The sequence below is a fragment of the Thauera sp. SDU_THAU2 genome, from assembly GCF_038260575.1.
In the GTDB taxonomy this organism is placed as follows: Bacteria; Pseudomonadota; Gammaproteobacteria; order Burkholderiales; family Rhodocyclaceae; genus Thauera.
The window spans coordinates 192,399-211,385 of sequence record NZ_JBBWUN010000003.1; the positions used below are offsets into that span (position 1 = coordinate 192,399).

Annotated in this window: 16 protein-coding genes; 6 read left to right on the top strand and 10 right to left on the bottom strand. The window is 66.3% G+C overall.

From position 1 onward, the window contains the following. Positions 1–49 precede the first annotated feature (49 nt). From AAFL97_RS01960 to AAFL97_RS01980, 5 genes are all read left to right on the top strand, one after another. The gene (locus tag AAFL97_RS01960; RefSeq protein ID WP_341643517.1) at positions 50–652 is read left to right on the top strand and encodes a DUF2796 domain-containing protein; all 603 of its coding nucleotides are present in this window, start codon (positions 50–52) and stop codon (positions 650–652) included. Between the two features lie 89 nt (positions 653–741). Then, positions 742–1,386 carry an ABC transporter ATP-binding protein gene (locus AAFL97_RS01965; protein ID WP_341643518.1) on the top strand — a complete coding sequence of 215 codons (645 nt, stop codon included), beginning with the start codon at positions 742–744 and terminating at the stop codon, positions 1,384–1,386. Next, positions 1,383–2,669, top strand: coding sequence for an ABC transporter permease (locus AAFL97_RS01970; RefSeq protein ID WP_341643519.1), 1,287 nt, complete (start codon positions 1,383–1,385; stop codon positions 2,667–2,669). Before AAFL97_RS01965 ends, AAFL97_RS01970 begins: the two co-directional genes overlap by 4 nt. A 2-nt stretch (positions 2,670–2,671) precedes the next feature. Beyond that, on the top strand, positions 2,672–3,328 hold the full coding sequence (locus AAFL97_RS01975; RefSeq protein ID WP_341643520.1) for a DUF3299 domain-containing protein: 657 nt from the start codon (positions 2,672–2,674) through the stop codon (positions 3,326–3,328). Between the two features lie 450 nt (positions 3,329–3,778). Continuing rightward, positions 3,779–4,594 carry an NF038132 family protein gene (locus tag AAFL97_RS01980; RefSeq protein WP_341643521.1) on the top strand — a complete coding sequence of 272 codons (816 nt, stop codon included), beginning with the start codon at positions 3,779–3,781 and terminating at the stop codon, positions 4,592–4,594. Positions 4,595–4,697: 103 nt separating this feature from the next. Here the strand turns inward: AAFL97_RS01980 and AAFL97_RS01985 are convergent, their stop codons facing one another. The 9 genes from AAFL97_RS01985 to AAFL97_RS02025 form a co-directional block, all read right to left on the bottom strand. Then, entirely contained in the window at positions 4,698–5,033 is a 336-nt protein-coding gene (locus AAFL97_RS01985; RefSeq protein WP_341643522.1) for a hypothetical protein, read from the bottom strand. A 24-nt stretch (positions 5,034–5,057) separates the two neighbouring features. Then, positions 5,058–6,284, bottom strand: coding sequence for a glycosyltransferase (locus tag AAFL97_RS01990; RefSeq protein ID WP_341643523.1), 1,227 nt, complete (start codon positions 6,282–6,284; stop codon positions 5,058–5,060). 75 nt (positions 6,285–6,359) lie between these two features. Continuing rightward, complete coding sequence (locus AAFL97_RS01995) at positions 6,360–9,176, bottom strand: retention module-containing protein (protein ID WP_341643524.1); 2,817 nt, start codon at positions 9,174–9,176, stop codon at positions 6,360–6,362. Between the two features lie 73 nt (positions 9,177–9,249). After that, positions 9,250–9,477, bottom strand: a complete 228-nt coding sequence (locus AAFL97_RS02000; protein ID WP_341643525.1) for a helix-turn-helix domain-containing protein — start codon at positions 9,475–9,477, stop codon at positions 9,250–9,252. Next, the gene (locus AAFL97_RS02005; RefSeq protein ID WP_341643526.1) at positions 9,474–9,935 is read right to left on the bottom strand and encodes a DNA-binding response regulator; all 462 of its coding nucleotides are present in this window, start codon (positions 9,933–9,935) and stop codon (positions 9,474–9,476) included. Before AAFL97_RS02005 ends, AAFL97_RS02000 begins: the two co-directional genes overlap by 4 nt. Continuing rightward, positions 9,932–11,347, bottom strand: coding sequence for an HlyD family type I secretion periplasmic adaptor subunit (locus AAFL97_RS02010; RefSeq protein WP_341647075.1), 1,416 nt, complete (start codon positions 11,345–11,347; stop codon positions 9,932–9,934). Before AAFL97_RS02010 ends, AAFL97_RS02005 begins: the two co-directional genes overlap by 4 nt. Beyond that, positions 11,347–13,509: a type I secretion system permease/ATPase gene (locus tag AAFL97_RS02015; RefSeq protein WP_341647076.1), complete on the bottom strand. Its 2,163-nt coding sequence runs from the start codon at positions 13,507–13,509 to the stop codon at positions 11,347–11,349. The genes AAFL97_RS02010 and AAFL97_RS02015 overlap by 1 nt, the downstream gene beginning before the upstream one ends. A gap of 28 nt (positions 13,510–13,537) precedes the next feature. After that, entirely contained in the window at positions 13,538–15,682 is a 2,145-nt protein-coding gene (locus tag AAFL97_RS02020; RefSeq protein ID WP_341643527.1) for a bifunctional diguanylate cyclase/phosphodiesterase, read from the bottom strand. A 28-nt stretch (positions 15,683–15,710) separates the two neighbouring features. Continuing rightward, positions 15,711–16,313: a transglutaminase-like cysteine peptidase gene (locus tag AAFL97_RS02025; RefSeq protein WP_341643528.1), complete on the bottom strand. Its 603-nt coding sequence runs from the start codon at positions 16,311–16,313 to the stop codon at positions 15,711–15,713. A 335-nt stretch (positions 16,314–16,648) separates the two neighbouring features. Here AAFL97_RS02025 and AAFL97_RS02030 point away from each other — a divergent pair, with 335 nt between their 5' ends. Further along, entirely contained in the window at positions 16,649–18,088 is a 1,440-nt protein-coding gene (locus AAFL97_RS02030) for a TolC family outer membrane protein (RefSeq protein WP_341643529.1), read from the top strand. A 33-nt stretch (positions 18,089–18,121) separates the two neighbouring features. On the opposite strand, the gene AAFL97_RS02035 is transcribed toward AAFL97_RS02030, so the two are convergent. Next, complete coding sequence (locus AAFL97_RS02035; RefSeq protein ID WP_341643530.1) at positions 18,122–18,904, bottom strand: enoyl-CoA hydratase/isomerase family protein; 783 nt, start codon at positions 18,902–18,904, stop codon at positions 18,122–18,124. Positions 18,905–18,987: the final 83 nt, after the last annotated feature.

An 18,987-nucleotide genomic window follows, 5' to 3' on the forward strand; every position in this document is an offset into this window, starting at 1 on the left:
GTAGCATTAAAGACGGCTCGATCCAGTCCGATCCGTTTCCGGAGGAACAATGAAACCTGCACGCCTTGTTTTGATCGTCTCCAGCGCGCTGTTCTGCGCGATGCCCTTCCACGCCCTGCACGCCCATGATCACCACGATGAGCATGACCATCACGCCCATGCAGCGCACGAACATGGCGTGGCCACGCTGCGGGTGGCGAGCGCCGGCAAGGCGCTGGTGATCGAGTTCCTCAGCCCGCTCGACAACCTGGTGGGCTTCGAGCACGAGCCGCGCGGCGACGAACAGCGCAAGGCCATGGCCGATGCCGAAACGCTGCTGCGCGACGGCGCCACGCTGTTCAGCCTGCCGGCTGCGGCCGGCTGCCAGTTGCTGGGAGCGAAACTCGACTCGCCGTGGCTGCAGAGCGAACAGCCCGGCCATGACCATGGCCACGGGCATAGCGACGTACCCGGTGCGACCGAGCAGGAAGGCCATGCCGACCTGACGGCCAGCTATCGCTTCGAATGCAGCTCGCCGGACCGGCTCGACAATCTGCACACCCGCCTGTTCGACAGCTTCCCGCGCCTGCGTGAAGTGCGTGCCGAGCGGGCGACGGCTTCCGGCCAGGGCGCAGCAGTGCTGACTCCGGGCAAGGCCGAACTGCCGCTGTGACCTCGGATGCGGCACCCGGCGCAGGCTGCGCCGCGGTCGCAGTCAGTGGGCTGCGCTATCGCTGGCCAAAGGCAGACGCCGATTGCCTGGTGATCGGCGCGTTGACGCTGGCGGCCGGCGAGCGCGTATTCCTGCGCGGCCCCAGCGGCAGCGGCAAGACCACGCTGCTGTCGCTGGTCGGCGGCGTGATCCAGCCGCAGGCGGGCGAGGTCAGCGTCGCCGGCCAGCCGCTGTCGCGGCTGTCGGCCGGCGCGCGCGACCGCTTCCGGGCCGACAGCATCGGCTTCGTCTTCCAGCTCTTCAACCTGCTGCCCTACCTGTCCGCGCGCGACAACATCCTGCTCGCCTGCCGCTTTTCCGCCGCGCGGCGGGCGCGGCTGCGCGCCGCGGGGGTGTCGGCCCAGGCCGAAGCCGCGCGCCTCGCCAGCCGCCTCGACCTCGACGCCGGGGTGCTCGAGCGTCCAGCGGCCGAACTGTCGGTCGGCCAGCAGCAGCGTGTCGCCGCAGCGCGCGCCCTGATCGGCCGGCCTGGGCTGATCATCGCCGACGAGCCGACCTCGGCACTCGATGCCGACCGCCAACAAGCTTTCGTCGACCTGCTGCTGGGCGAATGCGCGGCCTCGGGCGCGGCGCTGCTGTTCGTCAGCCACGACCTGCGGCTCGCGGCGCATTTCGACCGCGTGCTCGATCTGGCGCAGATCAACCGTGCCGCGGCCGTGGAGGCTGGAACATGACGCCGGTGCTGGCGCTCAGCCTGCGCAGCATCGGCAACCGCCGCCTGTCGGTGGTGCTGACGGTGATCGCGGTCGCGCTGTCGGTCGCCCTGCTGCTGGGCGTGGAGCGCCTGCGCAACGACGCGCGCGAGGGCTTCGCGCAGACGATCTCGGGTACCGACCTGGTCGTCGGCGCGCGCGGCGGCGCGGTGCAGTTGCTGCTGTATTCGGTGTTCCACATCGGCAACGCGAGCAACAACGTGTCGTGGCAGAGCATGGAGCGCATCGCCGCGCTGCCGCAGGTGAAATGGCTGGTGCCGATCTCGCTGGGCGACTCGCATCGCGGCATGCGGGTGGTCGGTACGACGGCGGATTTCTTCGCCCATTATCGCCACGGAGCAGATCGCAGGCTCGCTTTGGCGCAGGGGCGTGTTTTCGCCGCTGCGCCGGGCGGCATTTTCGAAGCGGTCGTCGGTGCCGAAGTGGCGGCGCGCTTCGGCTATCGTCCCGACCAACGGATCGTGCTCAGCCACGGCAGCCTGGGCGGGGAGGGCGGGCCGCGCTTCGCCGACCATGCCGACAAGCCTTTCACCATCGTCGGCGTGCTGGCGCGCACCGGCACGCCGGTCGACCGCAGTGTGCTGGTGGGCTTGGAAGGCATCGAGGCGATCCATATCGACTGGCACGGCGGCGCGCCGATCCCGGGGCTGTCGATCGCGCCCGAGCAGGTGCGCAAGTTCGACCTCAGCCCGAAGTCGGTCACCGCCGCGCTGGTCGGCCTCGACAGCCGCATCGCGGTGTTTCGTATCCAGCGCCAGATCAACACCATGGCCGGCGAACCGCTGACGGCGATCCTGCCCGGCGCCACGCTGCAGGAGCTGTGGTCGCTGGTGGGCATGGCCGAGCGCGCGCTGCTGGCGGTGTCGGCGCTGGTCGTGGCCGTGGGCCTGGCCGGCCTGGTGGCGGTGGTCGTCGCCAGCCTGGGCGAGCGCCGGCGCGAACTGGCGATCCTGCGCGCGCTCGGCGCCAGTCCGCTGCAGATCTTCGCCTTGCTCGCCTTCGAAAGCCTGCTGCTGTCGCTGGCGGGCATCGTGCTCGGACTCGCGCTGCTGTATGGTGTGGTCGCCGTCGCGGCGCCGTGGCTGTCCGCCCAATACGGCCTCAACCTCGCACTGGATTGGCCGTCGGCGGGTGAATGGCGCCTGCTGGGTGCGGTGCTCGGCGCCAGCCTGGCGGCGAGCCTGGTGCCGGCATGGCGCGCCTACCGTTATTCCCTGGCCGATGGCCTGACGATCAGGATATGAAGATGTCTGTATTGCCCCGGTTTTCCCTGAGCTCCCTCCGTGTCGGCATCCTGGCCGGCGTGCTCGCCCTGGCGGGTGGTTTCGGCCCGGCTCCGGCCGTGTTCGCGCAGTCTGGCGGCGACTATCAGGTCGGCGACCGGCTCGAGCCGGCGAAGGAGAAAGCGGGCAAGAGTGCCGGCAAGGGCGCGGCAACGCCTTTCCGTGAGATAAGCTGGGACGATCTCATCCCGGCCGACTGGGATCCGCAGAAGTTCTTCGCCGACCTGCAGATCGACGACCTGCAGGACAACGATCCGCGTGCGATGGAGATCATGACGCGGATGCGCGAGGAGTGGGACCGCGCGCCGGTGGTCGAGCGCCTGGCGGGCCAGTCGGTGCGCATCCCCGGCTTCGTCGTGCCGCTCGAAGGCGACGGCAGGACGATCCGCGAATTCCTGCTCGTGCCCTATTTCGGCGCCTGCGTGCATGTCCCGCCGCCTCCGGCGAACCAGCTCATCCATGTGATCCCGGACAAGCCGGTGCCGGCCGGCATGAACATGTCGCCGGTATGGGTAGATGGTGTGCTGAAGGTGGGGCGGGTCGATTCCGAAATGGGTAGCGCCGGCTACCAGATGCGCGGCATCAAGGTCGAGGAGTACAAGGAACCGCTGCCGGAATGATGCTCGATTGCCGGGGGCTGGCCCGGCAATCGAGCATGCCGCCCAGGTCCAGATGCGAGGGGCGCGGTTCCGGGTTTGCGATGAACCCTGATCGTGGGGGTGCGCTTCGGCGTTCTTCGGTCAGCTTTCCCGCTATTTCCAAAAGAACGCAGCCTCCCTGGTTGTCGGAAAGATTTACAGCTGCCCTAAAAAAGGCATCGGCCAAACTCGGCAAAGTTTGCCTTTGGACTTTTTCGCCTATTTCCGTGAAAGAGATCACGGCCCCCGAAATAGAATAGGAAAATCAAGTGTTTAAGAGATTTGTTTTTCATAGAATAAGGGTGTTTCAGGACATTCGACAGAGTTTTTCTGGGTTTTCCGGTTTGGCATGAAAATGGTGGCACGCCTGTTGCTGATAGTTGGCCAACTCAGTAGCGCTGCTATGAATGAACAATTATCAGGAGCTTGTCCATGTCTCATAAAAACTATTCCGTGACGAAATCGACTGTACTTTCGAGCATGGTTGCGGCAGCAGCACTTTGCTTTTCCGCAATGGCCTCTGCAGCACCCATGACTTCTGCCGGATCGCTGCCGAGCGGCTGGACGGGAACGGGGAGCTACGGCACCGCGAGCGCGGATGAGGTGGCAGCGGCCTTGGGTGAGGGGCGCAGTTATGGCTGGGTGTCGACGAATGGTGGCATCAGGGAAGCTGGCCAGCCTGTAAGAAGCGGCGCTGACGGCTTCAAAAGCACGGATGGTTCTTTCGTGCGAACCAGTGCTTTTTCCGCCAATGCTGGCGACAGCCTGTCGTTCAGTTTCAACTACATCTCGTCCGACGGCGGGCGCTATGCCGATTACGGCTGGGTGCGCCTGCTGTCTGCCAATGATCCAACCCAGTCCACTCTGCTGTTTACCGTTCGCACGACATTGGATGGGACGAATATCTTCGACATGACACCCATGGCAGCGCAGATCGACTCACCGAATGCTTCCATCTCCGGGGGCGCGCCCGACTGGTCGCCGCTGGGCAAGAATTCGGGGAAATGCTTTGACGATGGCTGTGGTTCTACCGGTTGGCTCAAGGCGTATTTCGATTTCTCCGATGCCGGCGACTACATTCTGGAGTTTGGTGTGACGGGTTGGAAGGACAGGTCCTATCATTCCGGCTTGGCCTTCGATGGCATCACTGTCGGTACCAGCTCGCAGGTCCCGGAGCCCGCGTCGCTGGCGTTGCTCGGCCTGGGGCTTGCCGGGCTGGCCTGCCGTCGCCGTCGTCAGACAGCCTGATCGGGCATCAATTACAAGGTGGTGCCTGCGGGTACCGCCGAAAAAGCAAAAGCCAGGCGGATTCTTCATTCGCCTGGCTTTTTTTCGAAATGAATCTTCGCGCCTAAAGCAGCCCTCCATCGTCATCGAGCAGATCCGCATTGCGGTTGAGCGAATTACGCAAGGAGCGTCTTTGCAGGAGACGGTTCTGGGCGGGGAGCGGAAGGTCGGTGAAGCGGATCACGTCCTTGGCGAGCAAGGTGTCGATGAGGTCTTCGAGCACGCGGATGAGCCCCTGATCCGTGTATTCGAGGGACGCACGTGTGTCCGCCGGGATCGGCTTGCCGGTCAGGGCGGCGAGTTCGGGGTTTCCGGCATCGACCCATTCCAGGGCGCTTTCCGAGGGCGTCAGCCGGGCTGCAATGATTTTTCCGCTGGAATTCCGCTCGACGTACGGCATGTGGGCCTCCGTGGCTGTGTCGGTTCAGAAGACGCCGAGCTTGCGGCGCTGGATCACGGTGTCGAAGATCGATAGATAGCGCGGCGCGACCTTGCTGATGTGGAAGCGCTGGTGGGCATCGGCCAGTGCGTTCTCGCCCAGATGGACGAAGTCCTGCGGGGCGTCGATGATCTCGGTGGCGTAGCGTACCCAGCTGGCGATGTCGTCGTATTTGCACAGCAGGCCGTTATGGCCATGGCGGATGACTTCGGGCACGAAGCAGCGATCGCTGGCGACGATCGTCTTGCCGCGGAACAGCAGTTCGAACAGCCCCCAGTTGGCCGAGCCGAATTGCAGCGGGTAGAGGAACATGTCCATGGCCTCGACGTAGCTGGCAAAGTCGTCGTAGCCGGCGAAGCTGACGTGCTGGAAGCTCGCCCCTTCGCCCAGCGTGATGCCTTCGCGCTGCAGTACGTATTGCATGAAGGATTCCGGCCGTGATTCGGCGGGAAAACTGTTCTGCAGAAAGTTTTCCTCGTAGCTGTAGAGGACTTTCGGTGCGCCGCAGAAAACGAAGCGAACCTGCGGCCGGCGCTTGAGAATTTCCTTGGCGATCAGGATGAATTGCTCGAAGCCCTTTGCCGAGGACAGGTCGCGGGCGGAGAAGCCGATGTGGAATACGCCTTCTTCCTTGGCGAAGGTCGAGGGTTTGCGCTTGATGTCGAAACCTTCCATCTGCGGCACGATGCGCTCGTGCAGACAGGCTGGGAACATCTCCCTGGCGTAGGCGCTCGGCACGATCACCAGGTCGCTCTTCAGCGCCTGGTGATAGCTCGTCATCTCGAACACCTTGTCGCGGAAGGTGGCGTAGTCAGGCTGCGGATACTTCGGGTCGTGGCCGTGATGGCCGAAGGACGGGAATTCGATGTAGCTGATGATGGGAATGTCGAATTCGTCGAAGAGCTGCAGCGGAAAGCCGCCCGAGCCATGGGCGACGATGAGGTCGATGCCGGTCTTCTTGAGCAGTTCGCCGATTGCCTGCTTGATCAGGAAGGAACGCTGGATGCGGGCTTCCAGGTTCTTGGTATAGAAGTAGCTGTCCGGATTCTCGCTGGCGACGGCGAACGGGACCAGGTTGGGGATCCTGTCCTTGTTGGCGTTATGGACGCCGGTGCTGCACAGGAACCAGGAATGCGCCAGCCCTTGGCCGTTCAGGTATTCGTGCAGGGTCTGGAACTGGCCCAGTCCCTCGTGGATGAATAGAATCCTCATCGATCTTTCGCCTCTTCGGAAAAGCATGCGGCGGCGGGCCGGAGCCCGCCGCCATTCAACGCGAAGCTTCGCGTTTCATTCGACCGTCGGTGTGTTCTGCAGCAACTGGCTGGCCGGGTCCGAGTGGAAGGCCACGAAGGCGTCGGGGCCTGCGCCGCTGCCGCCGCTGGAGACGCTGCCGCCGGCAAGGACATCGTCCTGCGGTAGCAGGTCGCTTGCCGACAGCGCCTCGCCGGTGACGGTCTGGCTTTGCACCGTATCGGTCGCCGTGCTGGTCACGGTTGCGGTATCGGTGATCGTTTCGGTGGCTGCCGGCAGCGTCACCGTCTCGGTCCATTGGCTGAGCGTGACGGTCTCGGTGTATTCGGTGACGGTCTCGGTGATCTCGGGGCCGGTGGCAGTCTGCGTGACGGTGTCGGTGAAGGTTTCGGTCGCGGTGCTGGTACTGGTTTCCGTGGCGGTCACCGTTTCGGTCACGGCCGGGCCGCTGGCGGTCTGAGTGATGGTGTCGGTGCCGGTTTCGGTCACCGTGCCGGTACTGGTTTCGGTGACAGTGACGGTCTCGGTGACGGCCGGGCTGGTCGCGGTCTGCGTGATGGTGTCGGTACCGGTTTCGGTCACGGTGCCGGTACTGGTTTCCGTGGCGGTGACGGTTTCGGTGACGGCCGGGCTGGTCGCGGTTTGCGTGACGGCGGCGGTGCCGGTTTCGGTCACGGTGCCGGTACTGGTCTCCGTGGCGGTGACGGTTTCGGTGATGGCCGGTCCGGTGGCGGTCTGGGTGACGGTGGTGGTGCCGGTTTCGGTCACGGTGCCGGTACTGGTTTCCGTGGCGGTGACGGTTTCGGTGACGGCCGGCCCGGTCGCGGTCTGGGTGACGGTGGCGGTACCGGTTTCGGTCACGGTAGCGGTGCTGGTTTCTGTGAGGGTTTCGGTTTCGGTGACGGCCGGACTGGTCGCGGTGTGGGTGACGGTGGTGGTTCCAGTGTCGGTCACGGTGATGGTTTCCGTCGCAGTGACGGTTTCGGTGACGGCCGATCCGGTGGTGGTTTGCGTGGCGGTCGCGGTCTCGGTAGTTGTTTCGGTTTCAATGACCTCCTGCTGTTCGACGATCTTGAGACTGCCCACGGTGAACCTGCCATCTTCATGCGCGATACTGAAGCTGTTGAAAGGCATGTCCGATTTGATAGTGATCTCGTGCATACCTTTCGACAAGGTCAGGGTCTGGGGGACGCCATTCACCATTACCGTGAATGTGGCTTCATTGCCTTCGACGTTGATCTTCAGCACCAGCGCATGGACGTTCACAGGTGCGCCATTGGTGTCAGTGATAGATGCACTTACCACATCATCGTTGTCCATTCCTTCGTCATCGTCGTATCCGTCTTCATAGACGCCCAGCCAGCCATCGCCGCTGACCACGATGTTGCGACCGTCAGCCGCGGTGTATCCGATTCTGAGTTCGCCTGCATTGATGCGCCCTTCTCCATCGATTTTGTACTCGTCGGAAACGACCGAGGCGGTAGTGGTAATGGTCGAGGTAATGGTCTCGGTCGCGGTGACGGTTTCAGTCGCGACAGGGCCCGCGGTGGTATGAGTGGCGGTGCTGGTCTCGGCCACGGTTCCTGTGCTGGTTTCCGTGGCGGTGACGGTTTCGGTGACGGCCGGTCCGGTCGCGGTCTGGGTGACGGTGGCGGTACCGGTTTCGGTCACGGTAGCGGTGCCGGTTTCCGTAGTGGTGACGGTTTCGGTGACGGCCGGTCCGCTGGTGGTCTGGGTGACGGTGGCTGTGCCGGTTTCGGTCACGGTGGCGGTGCCGGTCGCCGTCGCGGTGACGGTTTCGGTGAGGTCGGGGCCGTTGGCAGTCTGGGTGGCGGTGGTTGTGCCGGTTTCGGTCACGGTGCCAATGCTGGTTTCCGTGACCGTGACGGTTTCAGTCACGGCCGGGCCGGCGGTGGTCTGGGTGACGGTGGCCGTGCCGGTTTCGGTCACGGTACCGGTGCTGGTCGCGGTGATGGTGATGGTTTCAGTCACGGCCGGGCCGGCGGCGGTCTGGGTGACGGTGGCAGTGCCGGTCTCGGTCACGGTACCGGTACTGCTTGCAGTGGCGGTCACGGTTTCGGTGACGACCGGGCCGGCGGCAGTCTGCGTGGCCGTGCTGGTGACGGTATCCGTGATGATGCTGGTGCCGGTTTCGGTGATGGTGGCGGTTTCGGTCACCGTGGAAGCCGCCGTCTGCGTGACCTGTCCGGTGATCGTGTCGGTGATGATGCCGCTCACGGTGTCGGTGACCGGCTGGGTGACGGTCTCGGTCAGCGTGACGGTTTCGGTGAGCGTGACGGTGATGGTTTCGGTGACGTTCTCCGTCGACGGCGGCACCAGGGTGGTGGGCGGTTCCGGCGTGTCGTCGGAGCCGTCCGGCCCGCCCAGGAAGAACAGCGGCTCTTCCGGCGGCAGGATGCCGAACTCGAATTCGAGTGGAGCCACGCCTTCGGCGATGCGGAGCAGGCGCACGAAGTTGTTGCCTTCGCCGCCGCCACCGCCGGCCAGGCCGGCCGCCGGGTCTTCGAGCGCGTCGCCGAGATCGCCGCCCTGTTCCAGCGCCTGGATCACGTTGTCGATGTCTGCGGCGGCAAGCCGGGCGTCGGCCGCGGCCGGGCGGGTGCTTTCATCCATCTCGGCGCCGATGGCGACGGTCTGGTTCCCGGGGATCTCCAGTTGGCTGCCATCGGCCATGGCCAGCTCGACGCGGCCGCCGGCCGAGGTGACGAGGGTTTCGCCTTCGCGCAGCACATCGCCAGCCTTGAGTGAGCGGGTGTTGCCGTCTGCGTCACGGGCAAATGCAGTGCCATGGATTGCGATGACGGTTGCGACGGGAGGAAGGCTGGTAGCCATTGCACGCCTCTTCTGGAGTTGGGAGTCAACCGGGCGCCAGTGCGCCCGGCCAGGATTTCAATATGATCCGATCCTATGCCGCGCCGGCGGCCAGGGCCATTGGACCAAAGGACAGGGCAGGGGAGCTTGCGCCGGAAGCCGGTGCCGGGGCGCTGTCGGCCGGCAGCGTGGCGGCGGCGCCGACGCGCAGTGCCAGTTGCAGCCGGTCGCGTACGCCCAGCTTCTCGAAGATGGCGCCCAGATGGGCCTTGACCGTGCGCTCGGTGATGCCGAGCAGGCGAGCCACCTCCTTGTTGCTCATGCCGGAAGTCCTGCCTGCGCCACTTCGCGTTCGCGCTGCGACAGCGCGGCGAGCGTGCCGCGGTTCGCCGCCGGCAGGCGGGATTGCAGCGCGCCCAGCAGCCGGCTGATCAGTTCCTCGCCGACCCACAGGCCGCCGTGCCGCAGCACCGTGGCGATCTCGCGCAGCAGGGACGGCGCGGCGAGGGCATGGGCATAGCCGCGGGCGCCCAGTTCGAGCGCGGCGATCGCTTCGTGCTGGTCGGGCTGCAGCGACAGCACCACCACGCTGCAGCCGTTCTGCCTGACCAGCTCGGCGATCCGGCTGCGCCAGTCGGGCAGTTCGGCGCTCAGCCAGACCAGATCGTTCGGGCCGATGCCGAAGCCGCGGCCGGATTCGGCGATCAGCGCGTGGGGGAGGGCTTGTTGCCAGCGAGCGGCCGCGATGGCATGGCCGCTGATGAAGATGTCTCGGTTCATCGTTCTGTCAGCGCGTTGGCTTTTGCCCGCAGCACGGGCTTGAGCAGATAGGAAAGGATGGTTTTCTTGCCGGTGAGGATATCGACGTCGGCCATCATGCCCGGGATGATGGGCAGGTCCTCGCCCAGCGTCGATTCGTGCGTTCGCACGCGAATGACATAGGCGGCGTTGCCCTTTTCATCGACCACGGTGTCCGCCGAGATGTGCTCGACCTCGGCTTCGAGCCCGCCATAGATGGCGAAGTCGTAGGCGGAGAACTTGACCAGCGCCTGCTGGCCCGGGCGCAGGAAGGCGATGTCGCTCGGCTTGATCCTGGCTTCGAGGATCAGCGCATCGTCGAGCGGCACGATCTCCACCACTTCCTTGCCTGGCTGGACCACGCCGCCGACGGTGTTCACCCGCAGGCGCTGCACGGTGCCGCGCACCGGCGAGCGGATCTCGGCATGCTTGACGCGGTCGGCCAGCATCCGGCTGCCTTGCGACAGGCTGCTCAGCCGCGACATGGTTTCGGAGAGTTCGCCGCGCAACTGGTTGCGGACGTTCAGTTCGACTTCCTGGATCTTGCGCGTCGATTCCGCGATTGCCGACTGCACCCGCGATATCTGCGCCGCAGCCTGGTCGCGCTCGCCGCGCAGGCGCGCGACGTCGCGTTCCAGGCGCAGCAGTTCGACTTCGGAAACCGCGCCCGACGAGGCCAGCGGCTTGGTCACCTTCAGTTCCTGTTGGGCGAGGCCGAGGGCGCTGCTGGCTTGCGAATGGCGCGCCCGGACCTCGTTCAGTTCCTGTTCGCGCTGGCGCCGCTGGTCGCGGGCGATCGAAAGCTGTGCCTCCATCTCGGCCTGCGACGACTCGTAGAGCCGGCGTTCGTGGGCGACGATGTCCGCCGCTTCCTGCTCGACTTCCGCCGGCGGCGAGAACGGGGTGCCCTGGGTCAGCGCCTCGAGCCGTGCGCGCTTGGCCTCGAGCGACAGGTGTTCGGCACGGTTTTCGAGCAGCGAGGACATGAAGCGGGTGGGGTCGACCTTCAGCAGCAGTTCGCCGGCTTCGACGACCTGGCCTTCGCGCACCTCGATGCTGTCGACCACGCCGCCGTCGACCGATTGCACGATCTGCAGCTGGCGCGACGGGATCACCCTGGCTTCGCCGCGGGTGACTTCATCGACCTTGGCGAAAGCCGCCCAGACCAGCAGCAGGATCACCACCACGGCGGCGATGCGCAGCAGGGCGCGGGCGCGCAGCGGTTCCTGCTGCAGGCGGGCCCAGTCGGCGTCGCTCGACCAGTCGAGGCCGTCGTCGCGCTCGATCGAGCTCAGCCGCGACAGCAGCCCGCCGAACACCCGGCTGCCGGCATTTGCAGGGCGGCCGGAGAGCTCGCCGATGCGCTTGAAGGCGCGTTCTTCGATGGCTCCCATCACGCGCCCCTCCCGATGCGGCCCTGGCGCAGGGCTTCGACCACCTGGGCCTTGGGCCCGTCGGCGACGATGCGCCCGCCGTCGAGCACGATGACGCGATCGACGAGGTCGAGCAGCGAGGTGCGATGGGTGACGATCAGCAGCGTCTTGTCGCGGGCGAATTCGGCCAGCCGGCGCTTGATCGTTTCCTCGCTCGAATGATCCATCGACGCGGTCGGTTCGTCGAGCAGCAGCATGGGCGGGTCGTTGATGACTGCGCGGGCGATGGCGACGCCCTGGCGCTGGCCGCCGGAGAGGGATTCGCCGCGTTCGCCGATCAGCATGTCGAAGCCGCGCGGATGCGAATTGACGAAGTCGAGGATGCCGGCCGTTTCGGCGGCGCGGATGACGGCCGCATCGTCGGCCTGCGGCGCCGCGATGGCGATGTTCTCGCGCAGGGTGCCGTAGAACAGCGTGCTGTCCTGCTGCACGTAGCCGATGTGGCGGCGGAGCTCGGCGGGGTCGAGCTGGCGCTGGTCGATGCCGTCGATCAGCACTGCGCCGGCGGTGGGCCGGTACAGGCCGAGGATGAGCTTTTCCAGCGTCGTCTTGCCCGAGCCGATGCGGCCGAGGATGCCGACCCGCTCGCCCGGACGGATGCGCAGCGACACCGCGCGCAGCGACTCGGTTTCCTGGCCCGGGTAGGTGAAGCTGACGTCGCGGAACTCGATCTCGCCGCGGAAGCTGCCGCGGCTGATGAAGCTGCTGCCTTCGGGGCGCTCGACTTCGCGCTTCATCATCTGGTCGAGCGATTCGAGCGCGGTGGAGGCATTGTGGTACTGGATCAGCAGGCCGGCGACCTGGCCGATCGGCGCCATCGCGCGCGATGACAGCAGATAGCAGGCGATCAGGCCGCCCATCGACAGTTCGCCGCGGCCGATCAGATGGACGCCGAGCACGATCATCGACACGTTGACCAGTTGCTGCACCGTCGAGGTGCCGTTGCTGACGGTGGCCGACAGCAGCCGCAGTTGGGCTGCGACCCGGGCCAGCAGCGCGGCGCTCTTTTCCCACTTGAGCTGCAGCGGCGCCTCGGCGCCGAGCGACTTGACGGTTTCGAGTCCGACCAGGCCTTCGATGAGCGTGGCGTTGCGCTGGGCGCCGGCGCGATAGGTCAGCTCGGACAGTTCGTGCATGCGGCGCTGCACGCTCAGCGCGTAGAGCAGCACGATGGCGACGCCGACGACGAAGGGCAGCAGCATCGGCCACGCGATCCAGCCGATCACCACCAGGAAGACCACGGCGAAGGGCACGTCGATGAAGGCCACGACGGTCGCCGAGCCGATGAAGTCGCGTACCGATTCGAAGGCGCGCAGGTTGGCGGCGAAGGAGCCGGCCGAGGCGGGGCGCTCTTCCATGCGCATGCCGAGCACCCGCTCCATGATCAGCGCCGAGATCCGCAGGTCGGCGCGATTGCCGGCCAGGTCGACGAAATAGCCGCGCAGCGTGCGCAGCACGAGGTCGCCGACCAGTACGACGATGACGCCTGCGGCAAGCACCCACAGGGTTTCGACCGCGTTGTTGGGCACCACGCGGTCGTACACGTTCATCGTGAACAGCGGCACGCCGAGCGCGAAGACGTTGATCATGAAGGCGGCCAGCAGCACGTCGCGGTACAGCGAGCGATTCTCGATGATCGCGCCCCAGAACCAGTGTTCGCCGCGGTGGCTGCGCACGGCCGGGCTTCGCGCATCGAAATGCACCTTCGGCCGCATGTGGATCGCGCGGCCGCTCCAGCGCGCCTGCAATTCCGGCAAGGGGAGGTCGACCACCGCTTCGCCGAGTTCGGGGAAGACCACGCGGGCATGGCTGCGATCCGCGCTCCAGCCCATCAGCACGCAGGCGGCGTTGCCGTGCAGCAGCAGGATGGTCGGCAGCAGCGCGTCGTTGAGCCCCGCGAGCGGCTTGCGCACGATGCGGCTGGTGAAGCCGGCCCGCTTGGCCGCGCGCTCGAACTGCGAGGGCTTCAGGCCGTCGGCGCCGACGGGGAGGCCGGCGAGGACCGCGTCGCGCGTCGTCGCGCGGCCGTGGGCGCGCGCCACCAGCAGCAGGCAGTCGAGCAGGTCGTCGGCGCTGCCGGGCGATGCGTTTGCAGCCGCTCCGGCGAGTGCCGGCGGCGTCACCTCGAGCGGGAAGTCCGCTACAGATCCTTCAGCCACGAGTCAGGCAACCTTTCAGAGAGAAATGGTGAGTCAAGCACGTTCGGGCGCGGCTCGATGCGATGTCCGCGGCATCGGCCGGGTGTCGCCGGGAAATGCCGGCTACACGCGGAATTCTGGCATGCAGCTGCCATCGCGCAGCGTGACCGTGTTCCTCGATCAGGCAAAGAAAGGCGCTGCCCTCATCGCGAGCCGGGTGTCTGCGCAGGCTCAGGCCATGCTTCGGGCGGGGAGCGGCCGGCAGACCGGGGCCGGTCATGCCGTCCAGGCCGAGTCCGGCCAGGGTGGAGGCTTCGTCGCCGTTGCCGACGCCCTCGGCAATCACTTTCAGGCCGATGGAGTGGGCGAGCGTGCATATGCTGCGCACCAGGGCCTGATTGCCCGGCCTGCGGTCGATGTCGCGGATGAAGGCTGCACTGATCTTGATGTAATCGAGCCCCAGTTCGTGCAGCTCGGGGAAGCGGGCAAAGTCCTGCCCGGCATGCTTCAGTCCGACCTTGCAGCCGAGCGCGTCCAGCGCGGCGCAGAGCATGCGGAACTCGGTCGGGTGGCGCAGCGCGGAGCATTCCTGCACGTCCACCCACAGCCGGTGGGCGATCTGGCGATGGGCCTGCAGGGTGGAGATGAAGTCCTCGCGCATGCCGGTGTGGCCGAGCGCCTCGGTGGAGAGGTTGATCGCCAGTCCGGGGCAGCCGGGATCCTCGGCGAGTGTTGCGCAAGCCGTGGCGAGCACCTGCGCGTCGACCTGCTTGGCCTGGCCGCAACGGGCAGCCCAGGGCAGGAACTGTCCGGCATTGAGCCAGTTGTCTGCCAGGCGGAGCCGGACCGGAGATTCGTAGTGGATCACCTGCCCCGCCATGTCGAACACCGGAAAGTGATGCAGGGCCAGGCCGTCGTGCTCCAGCGCCTTGACGATGGCCGTCCGCCAGGCATCGACGCTGGCGTATAGCGGTGGCCGCGCGTCGGCGATGACGGTGTGGCGGGCGCCGCTCTGTTCAGCCCTGGCGAGGGCGCCGTCGAGGCATGCCAGCAGCGGTCCGCGCGCCTCGCCGGCGGTGTAATGGGCGCTCGCGGCGAAGAGTTCTGCTTCCGGCAATCGCTCGCGCACGAGTGCATGCAGTTGCGCGGTCAGGGCGTCGAGCATGCCGAGGCTGTCCTCGCCTTCGCCCTGGGCCAACAGCGCGAACTCGGATGCGTTCAGGCGGCCATGGTCGAGCCGGACGGCGGGGAGGGGGAAGGCGCGCAGCGCGGCAGCCAGCCGGACGAGTGTTTCGTCCACCCTGGCGCGCCCGGCGTGCCGGTTCAGCTCGGCCAGGTTGGCGAGCCGCAGCACGTAGATGAAGCCGCTGGCATCGGCGTCGTCGCGCGATAGGGCGGCGTCGAGCTGATTCAGGAACTGCGAGCGGTTGAACAGGCCGGTCGGTTCGTCGTGTTGGGTCTGGCGGCGCAACTGTTCCAGTCTTTGCGATTCCTGCGTCAGCATCGTGCGGATGCGTTCGGACAGGGCGTTCAGGGCGCGCACGACGCTGCGAAACTCCAGCGTGCGAGGTTCGGGGATGGTGATGAAGCGGCGATTGCCGATGGCCTCCGCCTGCTCGACCATGCTTGAGAGCGGGCGAGTGACGCGCTTCAGCGCCAAGGTGCCGATCAGCCCCGTCAGCAGCCCGCCTCCCAGGAACCACCCCAGCAGTTGCAGGCTTGCCGTCCACAGCGAGTCGTAGGCGTAGCGGTCGTGCGTCTCGACCTGCAGCGTGCCGAACTGGTGCCAGCCGTCCTGCACCTGGGCAATGCCGGCATGGGTTTCGATCGGCACCAGCGCCATGAACCAGTGCGGCGCTCGTGTCGCCTGGCCGCTGTACTCGCGTTCGATGAGCACGCCGCCGTTCGGACTCGTCAAGCGGATCAGGCGATAGTGTCCGGCGTCGAACTGGGCGGCGATCTGCAGTTCGACGGTGACCTCGTCCTTGGGCATCTGCGACAGGGACAGGGCCAGCGAGGTGGCGTTGTCCATGTTCTTGAGCGCCAGCTCCTGCTGCAGGTAGTGGCGGGCCGACAAGGTGCTGACGATGAAGCTGCCACCGAGCGACAGCGCGGTGACCAGGGCGATCGCGAGCCAGAGTTGCTTGATCAGGGACATGGTGCGGTGGTTCCGGAAAATGGGGCGGTCATGGCTGTTGGTCGGGAAGAACGAGGCCTTCGGCGCGGGCGCGGTCGAGCACGTCGCGCCAGCGCGACAGCCGGGCGCCGGGGTCGGCGGACGACTGCCGGGCGCCGGCCACCCACAGGCCATCGGCGTTGAAGCTGAAGACCGGGAACAGATCGGGGCGCCGTGCGGCCGGCCGGATGTCGCGGATCAGGTTGTCGAGGATCAGCGGTTCCGCGCCCGGCTCGGGGTAGTAGCCCAGCACCATGTGAGCCTGCGATACCTGGCTGCCCGGGCTGCCGATGCGGGCGCGCACGTAGATCAGGCGGAGGCGGCTGTCGTCGATGCCGAGCAGGCGCAGCGTCATGTACTTGGCGATGGCGAAGTCTTCGCAGTCGCCGGCGGCGCGGGCCAGTGCTTCGAGCGGAGTCGCCCAGTAGTCGGCCACGCGCCATACCGCGATGTCGTCGTCGAAGCGGATGCGCGCGTTGAAGAAGGCATTCACGCGGGCGAGCTTGTCGTCGACGGAATGCTCCTGCTGCTGCAGATCGGCGAGCAACTGCCGCCAGGCGAGCACGGCTTTCACCGCCGACGGCGCGTAGCGCTGCGCTGCGATCTGCTGCATGCGCTCGAAGTCCGGAAAGGAGGGGACGGCACCGACGAGAGCGCTGAAGCTCAGCGCACACAGCCACGCCGCGAACGCTGGCGGAGCGAGTCCTGAGCGGCGGCGAGTGGTGGCGGTGGCGGGCATGGATGGGGCAGGAGGGCTGTTGGGGGCGATTATCGTGGATCGCCGCGGCAACGGAATCGTGGCGCTGCCCCTAGTTGAGCGGCGACGTTAATTAATTGGCAGATGCTTCAGGATCGGGCCATTACCATCGTTGCCGATGCTTGCTGCGGGTTCATGCGCATGGCGTATGCGCGATGTGCGCCGGACGAGTACATAGGGAAACAAGAAAAATGCAAAGACTATATACGTTGATTTCTGCCGCGGTGCTGGCGGCGCTGCCTTCGTTGTCCGTGGCCCAGGTGCCGGAGCAGTTGCGCGATGCGGCGCGCCAGGCGGTGGTGTCGAACCCCGAAGTGCAGGCGCGCTGGAATGCCTTCAATGCCTCGGGGGCCGAGCAGGATGCCGCCCGCGGCGGCTATCTGCCGGAAGTCGATCTGGCTGCCGGCATCGGGCGCGACAGGCTGAAGCGCCCGGGCGAGGACACCGAAACCTATACCCGCCGCGGTGCGGTGCTGTCGCTGAAGCAGATGGTCTATGACGGCTTCTTCACCCGCAATCAGGTCAAGCACCTCGGCCATGCCCGGCTGGTGCGCTACCACGAACTGGTCGATGCGGCCGAGAACGCCGCACTGGAATCCGTGCGCGCCTATGCCGACGTGCTCCGCTACCGCGAGCTGGTGGCGCTGGCCAAGCAGAACTATGTCGAGCACAAGCGGGTGCACGACCAGATCGCCGAACGCACCAATGCGGGCGTGGGACGGCGGGTCGACCTGGAGCAGGCGACCGGGCGTCTGGCGCTGGCCGAGTCGAACCTGCTGACCGAAGTGTCCAACCTGCACGACGTCAGCACCCGCTATCTGCGCATCGTCGGCATCGAGCCGGACGAGACCCTGACCGCGCTGCCCGAGGTGCTCGGGCGCGACAAGCTGCCGGCCTCGGCGCGCGAGGCGCTGCGTACCGCATTCACGATCAACCCGGCACTCTATGCCGCGGTGGAGAACGTGCGCGCCAGCCAGGCGATGGTCGATGTCCGCCGTGCGGCCAACCATCCGCGTCTCGATCTGCGTGCCCACCAGGCGCTGGACCGGAACCTCGACGGCGTGCGGGGCAATACCCGCGAAGGCGTGGTCGAGCTGGTCTTCACCTACAACCTGTACCGGGGCGGCGCCGATCAGGCGCGCATCCGCCAGGCGGCCGACGAGCTGAACATGAGCAAGGATCTGCGCGAGAAAGCCTGTCGCGATCTGCGCCAGACGCTGTCGATCGCCTACAACGACAGCCAGCGCCTGCAGGAGCAATTGACGTATCTGGACCAGCACCAACTGTCGATCGAGAAGGCGCGTGAAGCCTATCGGGCGCAGTTCGACATCGGCCAGCGCACGCTGCTCGACCTGCTCGACAGCGAGAACGAGTACTTCCAGGCCCGGCGGGCCTACGTGAATGCCCGCTACGACCTGTCCGTGGCCCAGGCACGCACGCTCAACGGCATGGGCAGCCTGATGAGCACGCTCGACATCGCCCGCGACAACATGCCGACGCCGGCGGAGCTGAATGCGGAGGACGAGACGATCGATCCGGCAACGATCTGCCCGCCGGATGCGCCGCTGCCGCTGGAAATCGACAAGGAGGCCTTGTTCCAGGCCGCGCTGAGGGAAGCCGGCGAACGCTGAGCGCCCGTCGTTTCCCCGGCCTCGCAGTTGGATTCAACGCCCCGTGAATCGGGGCGTTCTCTTGTTCAGGAAGGCATCCAGCCCTTCGCGGTAATCGTCCGTCGCCAGGAAGTCGAAGGCCTGGCGCTTCTCCGCTGCGGACAGCGGCGAGCCACCCATCAGCCGCTTCACCCATTGCTTGTGCCAGCGTGCCACCAGCGGCGCGCCGGCGCAGATGCGTGCGGCGCAGGCTGCCGCTTCGTCGAACACCTTGCCGTCATCGACGACGCGTGACAGCAGGCCCTTCTGCAGCGCTTCCCGCGCGTTCAGGATGCGGCCCTCGAGCAGAATCTCCAGCACCACCGCCGGACCGACCAGCGCCAGCAGGCCGGCCATCTCTCCCGGATACATCGAGAAACCCAGCCGGTTGATCGGCGCGCCGAAGCGCGACGACTCGCCGGCGATGCGGATGTCGCAGCAGCCGGCGATCTCCAGCCCGCCACCGATGCAGGCGCCGCGGATCGCCGCCACCGTCGGCACCGCGCAATTGCGGACCGCCTCCAGCGCGCCGGCGACCAGTTCCTCGTGATAGTGCAGGGCGTCGTCCACCGTGGCGCGCACGGTCAGGAATTCCTCGATGTCGCCGCCGGCGGCGAAAGCTTCGTCGCCGGCACCGCGCAGGATGACGCAGCGTATCGACGGGTCGTCCGCCACGCGCCGTATGGCGGCGGACAAGCCGCGCCACATCGCCGCATTCACCGCGTTGAGTTTGGCCGGGTTGTTCAGCGCGATGGTGGCGACGCCTTCGGCGCAGTCGAGCGAGATGTTCGAATCCATTGTATGTGCGTGCAAACAAATAAAAATTTTCCATACGGACGTGTATGGAATCTTATGAATGATATATCATCCGCCGGATCGGG